Source organism: Chloroflexota bacterium, assembly GCA_011322445.1.
In the GTDB taxonomy this organism is placed as follows: domain Bacteria; phylum Chloroflexota; class Anaerolineae; order Anaerolineales; family DRMV01; genus DRMV01.
Map to the genome: position 1 here is coordinate 1 of DRMV01000044.1, position 7118 is coordinate 7118.

Genomic DNA, 7118 nt, shown 5'->3' on the forward strand with positions numbered 1-7118 from the left:
AGAATGCGGCGGCTACGCGGGGACAGCGACCGCCTCAAACGCGGTTTCGTCCTCGGCGGGAATGTCCAACACGGGGAGCATGGACAAGAGTTTGTCCACTTTGACGCCCCAATCGTTGGCAGCATTCAAGACGCGGCAGGTATTTTCCACCAGGTCTTTGTCGCTTCCCGCAAAGGACACCACGCGCAGCGGCATAACCAGGTACACCTTTTCGCCTTTACTGATTTGTAAAGGCGAAGCGGGCGAAACGTAGTTGGTGTCTGCCGAAACCTCGCCCTGGGGAAGGAAGGCAAACCCCTTACGCAGAAAAGCCGCGTTGTATGCAGCCATGAAAGCCGCTTCAGTGGTCGTCTCGCCTACGGGCAAGACAGCGACAATCTGCGGCCTGCCGTCTTCGTCTTCGGCTTCTGCGACAAGGTGAATCGCGCCCTCGTCATCGGTGAGCAAGTAGCCCCTGTCTGCCAGTTTGAGCAAACCAAGGGCGTCTTTGGGCACATCTATCGTCCCAAAGACCTCGCGCTTGCCTTCCAAAATTTGGGCAAAGTCAGGGTACTTGTGATACCCTGTACCCTGCACCATGAAGAACACGGGAGCAACCTTCTTGTCGAGGCGCAGCCAGCCTCTTACCTGGGGGACAAAAGCGCCTTCCGGTTTCTTTACGAAACGAAAGCGCATCTTCCCTTCCGCCTTCTTCACGACCAGCCCAAAGAACGCCTGGGGCAATTCGGGGGCCATGATTTGTACCTCCCCATTGCTCCATTCTGCAACAGGGCTAACCTCCCCTGACAGGATCTTTGCAACGCCCAATTGGTAGCCATCGGACGCGCCAAACATCCCGTTGGGGTGGAAGCCCAGCGTTTGCAAGGCCGGACGTGCGTCATCGGGCGAGCGAAAAGCCGCGACCTCTGCCACATCTTCCGCAGCAACAACGACTTCTTCGAAGTCGCCTTCCGTTTCCTGCGGCATGGGCGGCAGGTTGTAAAATTTCGCGTCTTCTTCGCCCAACACAGGCAAGGGGATGCGGGCATTCCCCTTCACGATAAAGGCTTTTTTGCCTTCCTCGACAACCAGGCTCCCGCCTTTGGGGAATTTGGGCAGTTTGTCAGCGTCGAACACGGCGGGGTTGATTTGGGCATGGGGGACACCCAGGTACAACGTGCCCTCTAACCCCGCTGCCGTGACCAACGCCCAAGGTTCCCCTTTGATGACGATAGGCTCGACCGAAACGGCTCTTTTGGCGTAGGCCGGGCTTGCCTTTTTTGCCCACTTGCGGGCAAAGTCGAGAATTTTGCTGTCCAACATGACTCACCTCCTGCACCCCGCGCCAGCCCGCGGGGTAAAATGGTCTGAGTGACCGGCCCCGTGGCTGGGCGGGGGCAAGCGGCGAGCGGTAGCCGCCTGCCCTCGGCAGGCTATTCGTTTGTCAAGGTGCTGCACGTGTGCTTTTGGGGAAGCGCACGGCGGGTAGCCATGCGCCTGGGACTGTCAGGCAGCGTCCATCGAAATCTCGTTCAAAATGCTTTCAAGTTCCTCGGCTACAAACCCGATACTTTGCGCGACGTCGTTTATCGTCGCGCAAAGTTTCCTGGGGTCTTCGCCTTCAATCTCTACAGCAAGAAAGTATGGCGAAAGACTTTGGCTTGCGTCGGCGAGATATTTCACCAGTCTCGCAATCCTTTCTGCGTCTATGTTGACCATCGCCATAGAGCACCTCTCTTTTTGAAATCAGCCAACCCGCGCCATGCCCGCGGGTCGGCTTTCGGAGTGAAAGCCCGCGGCATGGGCGGGCGGCCTCTCAAAGAGAGGCTTGGGAATGAGGTTTGACAGTCCCCAAAAACACGTGTGTTTACTTGTCAAGGTGCGAATTTTCCTGTCGCACAAGAAGCGTTGTGCGACACTATTCGCTGTTTTTTGCCGCAAAAACCCGGCTTTTTTGGCTGCTAACGCCCGAAAAAAGTGTCGCGAAACGCTCGCGCATGGGAGGCACTCTCACCCATGCGCCCCGCTCCCCAACTACGCACCACACTTCTGCGCCGTAAATTTCGGAGGCGTAATCCATAGCCTTCCGGATCGCAGGGAAATGGATATTGGCGTCTTTGGGTAAATCCAACAGCGTTTCGGCCAGATGGACTTTCGGCTTCACGGTACTTCACCACTGTGCAATCCACAAGGGGGCTTCTTCGTTTCTGCCTTTTTGCAGCAGGTATTCCAAATCCGTAGCAACGCCGGGCAGCCCCATGCGCTGAATGTCGGCGGTCAATACCTCTCGGCGGTTGGCCGTACCAGTCACCAGCGCGATCTTGCCGCCGTTCAGTTCAGCGTTGTACTTCCACTTCGCCGGGCGCTCTTTACGCCCCAGTTCCACTTCCACGAACAAACGCTCATTGGCGCGAGCAATCAGTATATCGGGCGGCGAAGGGCTTTCCACTTCGGGAAGCACGCTCACGCTGTAGCCCTGCAGGCGGGCGTACATCGCGAACAGCAGCACAGCAGCGGTATGCGCCGGAAAACGCTCGCCTTCGTGCAATCTGACAAGCCGCTCCCATTCGCTCTCTACGGGAGGCTGCATGAAAATCTGCTCGGCAATGCGTTTGCCCTCGTCGGTAAGGCGCATCACAACCAGGGAGGTTCGCGGGGTATTGATGACAAGTTTCTTTGCCGTAATGATGCCCTTTTCCTGTAAAGCGTCCAGTTTGCGACGTACACCGCCGCTGCGTTTCTTGATACCGTCGGTGGCTGCTATGTAATAGTCCAATTCTATGCGAGGCGTAATGCCCTGCAGAGCAAGCAAATACAGCGCCATGATTTGCCGCGTGCGCCCGATAACGCTGCTGCTGAAGAGATGCTCTACACGGGCAGGAATGGCAGGCGGCTGCTTTCGTATCTGCCGCAGGGCTGCGATGATTTCATCACGAACAGGCAGCGCCCTGGGCGTTACCGCAGCCGTCTTCTTTCGCTGCGCGGGTGGTTTCTTGCTGGGCTGCTTCCCGCGCGCATTGGCGGCTTTGTCAAACGCGGCCTCCCTGGACTGCCCCTTCGGTTTTGGTTGTACTTTTGGTTCCTGCAATGGCTGGGCGGCGCTATCACGGCGGTTGACCTCCCGCAACTGGGCGGCCAAGTCGGCGGCGTGCCTCCGCGTGTCCTCCAATTGCTGTTTCAGGCGGGCGATTTCACCTTCCAACTGGCGGATTTTCTCGGCGTCGGCCTTACGCCCATTGCCGTTGCCATTGGCTGTTTTGTTGCCCCAGCCGGTCGGCTGGTTCCGCACGGTATGCCATTGCTGGGCGGCAATCAAAGGGGCAAAAAATTCCTCGTACTGCTGGGCGTTCCAGTACCGAAACGCCCGCGGGTCGTCGCGGCGGATTTGTTCGACGCGATCCCCGTCGAGGGCGCGGGCAAGTCCATACAGCAAATCACGCAGGCGACGTAGTTCGCCTTCAGCGTGCGCCCGCAGTTCCCGCTCGGCGTCGAGCAGGTCTTGAAGCGCCTGCTGCCGCACATCACCTAACGGCATCCAGGTACTCCTGGACGGCCTGGGCAGCGTCGTTGTAGGTAATCTGTCCATTCTGATAATCCACCACGGCGTTTGCAGCCTGCTGGAAGGCCTCCCGTTGCCGTTCCAGCGCCGGGGCGCTCATTTGCGCCACTTTTTCCTGCATTTGCTGGACTTGCAACTGGACGCGCACGGGGTCATGCACAGCCAGAAAACTGGAAAGTTCCGCGCCGAAATTCTGCAACTGGCGCAACTCCTGCTGATACTGGCGTTCCGCCCGGGCTACCTGCCACTCCGACCAGGTCATCACACGCCCATCGGCGGGCGTCACTTGATAGCCAATGACGCCAAAGAAAACCAACAGGAGCACGGCTGCAAGTGCCCACCAGTCCAGTTTGAGCGTGGTCAAATCCAGTTCGATTTCCACAGCAAAAACCCTCTTGCTCCCTGGCGGCAGGCGTTGGGGCAAAGTGCCCCTAACGCCTTGGCGTCCACTACCAGCGAAACATACTCACCGTGCGGTAGAGCCAGCGCGCCATCTGAATTTTCAGATAATGCGCCGCCGCCAGACCCATGATGGTCTCGACCAAGACCATCCAAGCGTACGCGCGAAAGGCTCTCATGGCTTACCTCCCCTGTCTAAAAAGCGGACAATGAGAGGCTCGGCCTAAGTGACCGACGGCCCCGCGGGGCTCCCGCCGGTCTCGCCTTCGCGCACCCGCTTACGGGCGTCTTTCAGAACGGGCGTCGGAAATCGCCGTAGCGTGTACCCGGAACACCGGCGCCCCTGGAATGTAAGTCTTCACAACGGCCACCGCGTCACAACGGGCGCGGGTTGGCCCCAAAATGGACACGGCCACACGCGGGGAATAGCCTACCAGCCCTGCATCGCGCACGGTGCCGTTGAATTCGCGGTAAGCCTGGGCTACTGCTGCGCCAGGCATGAGCACCGTCGCGCCGCTGCCCTGGTAAACTGCCGGGTCGGCGGCCTGCACCGCGGCCTGACAGGCAGCATCAGCCGCGGTTTGCAGGCGGGTACGCACGTCGAAAGCCCGCACGACGTCCACAGCCAGAACCAGCAGGGGGACGACAACGATAGCAAGAAAGACTGCTACGAAAGCCATCATCTGGCCGCGTTGCGAGCGGCGCCGGGAGAGCATCACCATCCCTCCTGCCGAAACGTCGCCATCGCCTGCCCGCTAAATTCCGGGCTTCCGCCGCCGAACAACGCCAGTACTGGCCCCATGAGGTTGGGGACGTGCCACCGCACGGTCACGACCACCTGGCTGCCCGGTGGGCCGCCGCCCGCCGCGCTGACCTCGTACTTACCCAAGGGGGCGGTAGCCAAAGCCTGACGCGCGGCGGCAACAGCAGCGCCCACAGCGCCGCCCTGAGTAACAGCACCCACGCGCGCGCCGTAGTTCGCGGCGTTGCCCGCATTGCTGGCGGCCACCGCCGCCATCGTGCCGTTGATGACGAATACAGCCAAAAGCACGACCACGGGCAGCGCAATAGCCGTCTCCACCATCGCCTGCCCGCGCCTGATTTTCCTCATACGCCCCCCTTTAGAAATGGCTTGCAATACCGGTGATGAAACCAGAAATGTTGACGCCCAACACTTTCATGGCAGCCCACACCACGATGACCACGGCGGCTATTGCAATGCCGTATTCAGCCATGCCCTGCCCCCGCTGGGCTTTGTGTTTCAGCATCCACAAAAGCATTCGTTCAGACATGATGACGACCTCCTTACGCTATCGGGGAATAGAAAAAGGCGCGTTCCGACAAGGAACACGCCTTTCGGAACTGATTGTAGCCACACTCGCGCGGTTTGTCAAGTATTTCATTTTGCCAGCAACGCCCACAGGCGGGCAGGTGCGCCCCATTCGACGCCGAGCGCGCGTCCTGCCGCCGCGGCTTCCAGGTCGAACCATTCCAGCCCTTCGCCCTGCCCTGTTTCCTGCACTTTGCCGGGGTTCAGGAAAGGGCTGCGGGCGAAGGCTGCCAGGCGGCCAGCTGTGCCTTTGGCTTTCTGCGCCTTGAACGCCCGTCGCACGATTTCCGGCGGTGTGGCCGTAATCAAGACGCGGCCTTCTGGCCCCGTGACCTCCACCGCGCGCAGGTCGGGATATACCTGTGCGACTTCGGTCAAGGGCATGCCTGCCACGGTTTTGCTCAACCAGGCCAACGCCCCTTCGCGGTCGAAGGCAATTTCTTTGGCCTTGGCTTCCCGGCGGGCGCGCTCTTGCATCACAATCGCGCGCCCCACCAATTCCCGCAGCGAGCGGATTTCACGCGCCTGGCGGTGGTTGTACACCGCCAGCAAGGCGGCAAGGAATGCCACCACGAGGAAAAGCAAAGCAGCCCAAAGGTCAATCATGGTCATCCTCCAACAGATGAGCAAGGGATTTCGTCAGCGCCCGAACCTCACGCGGGCGCGGGTCGAGCGTCAAAGACAGCCCTACCACCAACACAGCGCCAAACAGCCAGAGCACAGCAGGATGCTCTTCCGACGGCGGGAGCGAGGCTGGTACTGCGCCTACCTCTCGTTGCGGCGTAGGCGTTGGGGATATTGGAGGCGCTGCTGTGGCGGTTGGCGGTGCGAATGTCGCGGTCGCAGTTGGCGTCGGTGTAGCCGTGGGGGTGGGTGTAAAAGTGGCCGTGGGGGTAGGCGTCGCCGTCGGTGCAGGCTCCGGCACGATGACGCGACCTTCCACCTGGCTCCTGTGGCCGTAAATGTCCACGGCCTCCACCACCACGCGATACGTCCCCGGATGCGCCCAAGGCCCCGTTTCGCTGTACCAGCGGGTGTTCCAGTGGATAGCCACTCGCTGCACCGCGCCGTAGTCCCACTCTCGAACATAGCCAGGCGGGCCGAGCACTTTGACGGTTACCGCCTTCAAGGGGATGTAGGGGTTGGGTGTAATGCCCGCCTCCGCCGTCTGCCAGAAATACCAGGTCTGCGGCGCAAGGCGGATTTGCGGCGGCGCATTGGCCACCGTGACGTGGACGATGGCCGTGTGCTCCTCGTTGCCCGCCGCGTCCCTCGCCCGGGCCATGAGGGTGTATTCCCCGTCCGGCAACGGACGGGTGTCCCAAAACGCCGTCCATTGCGCGGTGGAAGTTACCAGGGTAGCAGGTCTCCAGGTTGCCCCGTTGTCCGTGGATACCTCTACCGCCGCGGGGCCGCTGGTGGCGTCGTCGCTCTCGCCGTGCAGCGTCACGACGTCCCACACCGTCGCGCCTTCCGCGGGCTCGTGAAATGCGCTGACAGGCGGCGTGGTGTCCAGTTTCACCGTTTGCGACCAAACCGTCGTGTTGCCGGCATGATCAGCGGCTTCGCACTCGACGAAGTGCTCGCCTTCCGCCGTCACGCTCACCGGTGGGCTTTGCCACGTTCCGCCATCCACCCGACATTGCATTGAAGCCACCCCGCTTGTGGCGTCTTCTGCGCTCGCGTCTATCTGTACTGGCGCGGTGACATACCACCCTTCGCTGCCATCAGGCGACGGCGCAGAAGCGGTCAAGGCTGGGGCAGTCGTGTCCACCTCGACCGTTTTGCGCCAGGAAGTGCTGTTTCCGGCATTGTCCGTCGCTTCACACTCGACGACATGCTCTCCGTCGC

Annotated in this window: 10 protein-coding genes; all 10 read right to left on the reverse strand. The window is 60.7% G+C overall.

The genetic code is table 11. The features are described from left to right. Nucleotides 1-12: 12 nt before the first annotated feature. A complete protein-coding gene (locus ENJ54_09800) occupies nt 13-1302 on the reverse strand; it encodes a hypothetical protein (protein ID HFC10124.1) in 1290 nt (429 codons plus the stop codon). A 183-nt stretch (nt 1303-1485) separates the two neighbouring features. Further along, the gene (locus ENJ54_09805; GenBank protein ID HFC10125.1) at nt 1486-1704 is read right to left on the reverse strand and encodes a hypothetical protein; all 219 of its coding nucleotides are present in this window, start codon (nt 1702-1704) and stop codon (nt 1486-1488) included. 193 nt (nt 1705-1897) lie between these two features. After that, complete coding sequence (locus tag ENJ54_09810; protein HFC10126.1) at nt 1898-2143, reverse strand: hypothetical protein; 246 nt, start codon at nt 2141-2143, stop codon at nt 1898-1900. Nucleotides 2144-2149: 6 nt separating this feature from the next. Continuing rightward, nucleotides 2150-3514 (reverse strand): hypothetical protein, encoded by a 1365-nt coding sequence (locus ENJ54_09815; GenBank protein HFC10127.1) that lies wholly within the window; start codon nt 3512-3514, stop codon nt 2150-2152. Beyond that, on the reverse strand, nt 3501-3920 hold the full coding sequence (locus tag ENJ54_09820; GenBank protein ID HFC10128.1) for a hypothetical protein: 420 nt from the start codon (nt 3918-3920) through the stop codon (nt 3501-3503). The genes ENJ54_09815 and ENJ54_09820 overlap by 14 nt, the downstream gene beginning before the upstream one ends. Before the next feature lie 295 nt (nt 3921-4215). Next, the gene (locus tag ENJ54_09825) at nt 4216-4659 is read right to left on the reverse strand and encodes a hypothetical protein (GenBank protein ID HFC10129.1); all 444 of its coding nucleotides are present in this window, start codon (nt 4657-4659) and stop codon (nt 4216-4218) included. Beyond that, a complete protein-coding gene (locus ENJ54_09830) occupies nt 4653-5048 on the reverse strand; it encodes a hypothetical protein (GenBank protein ID HFC10130.1) in 396 nt (131 codons plus the stop codon). Before ENJ54_09830 ends, ENJ54_09825 begins: the two co-directional genes overlap by 7 nt. Nucleotides 5049-5058: 10 nt before the next feature. Beyond that, on the reverse strand, nt 5059-5229 hold the full coding sequence (locus tag ENJ54_09835) for a Flp family type IVb pilin (protein HFC10131.1): 171 nt from the start codon (nt 5227-5229) through the stop codon (nt 5059-5061). 107 nt (nt 5230-5336) lie between these two features. Further along, a complete protein-coding gene (locus tag ENJ54_09840) occupies nt 5337-5873 on the reverse strand; it encodes a hypothetical protein (GenBank protein HFC10132.1) in 537 nt (178 codons plus the stop codon). Beyond that, nucleotides 5866-7118: hypothetical protein (locus ENJ54_09845; GenBank protein ID HFC10133.1), on the reverse strand; the 1253-nt coding region annotated here is incomplete at its 5' end. The genes ENJ54_09840 and ENJ54_09845, both read right to left, overlap by 8 nt.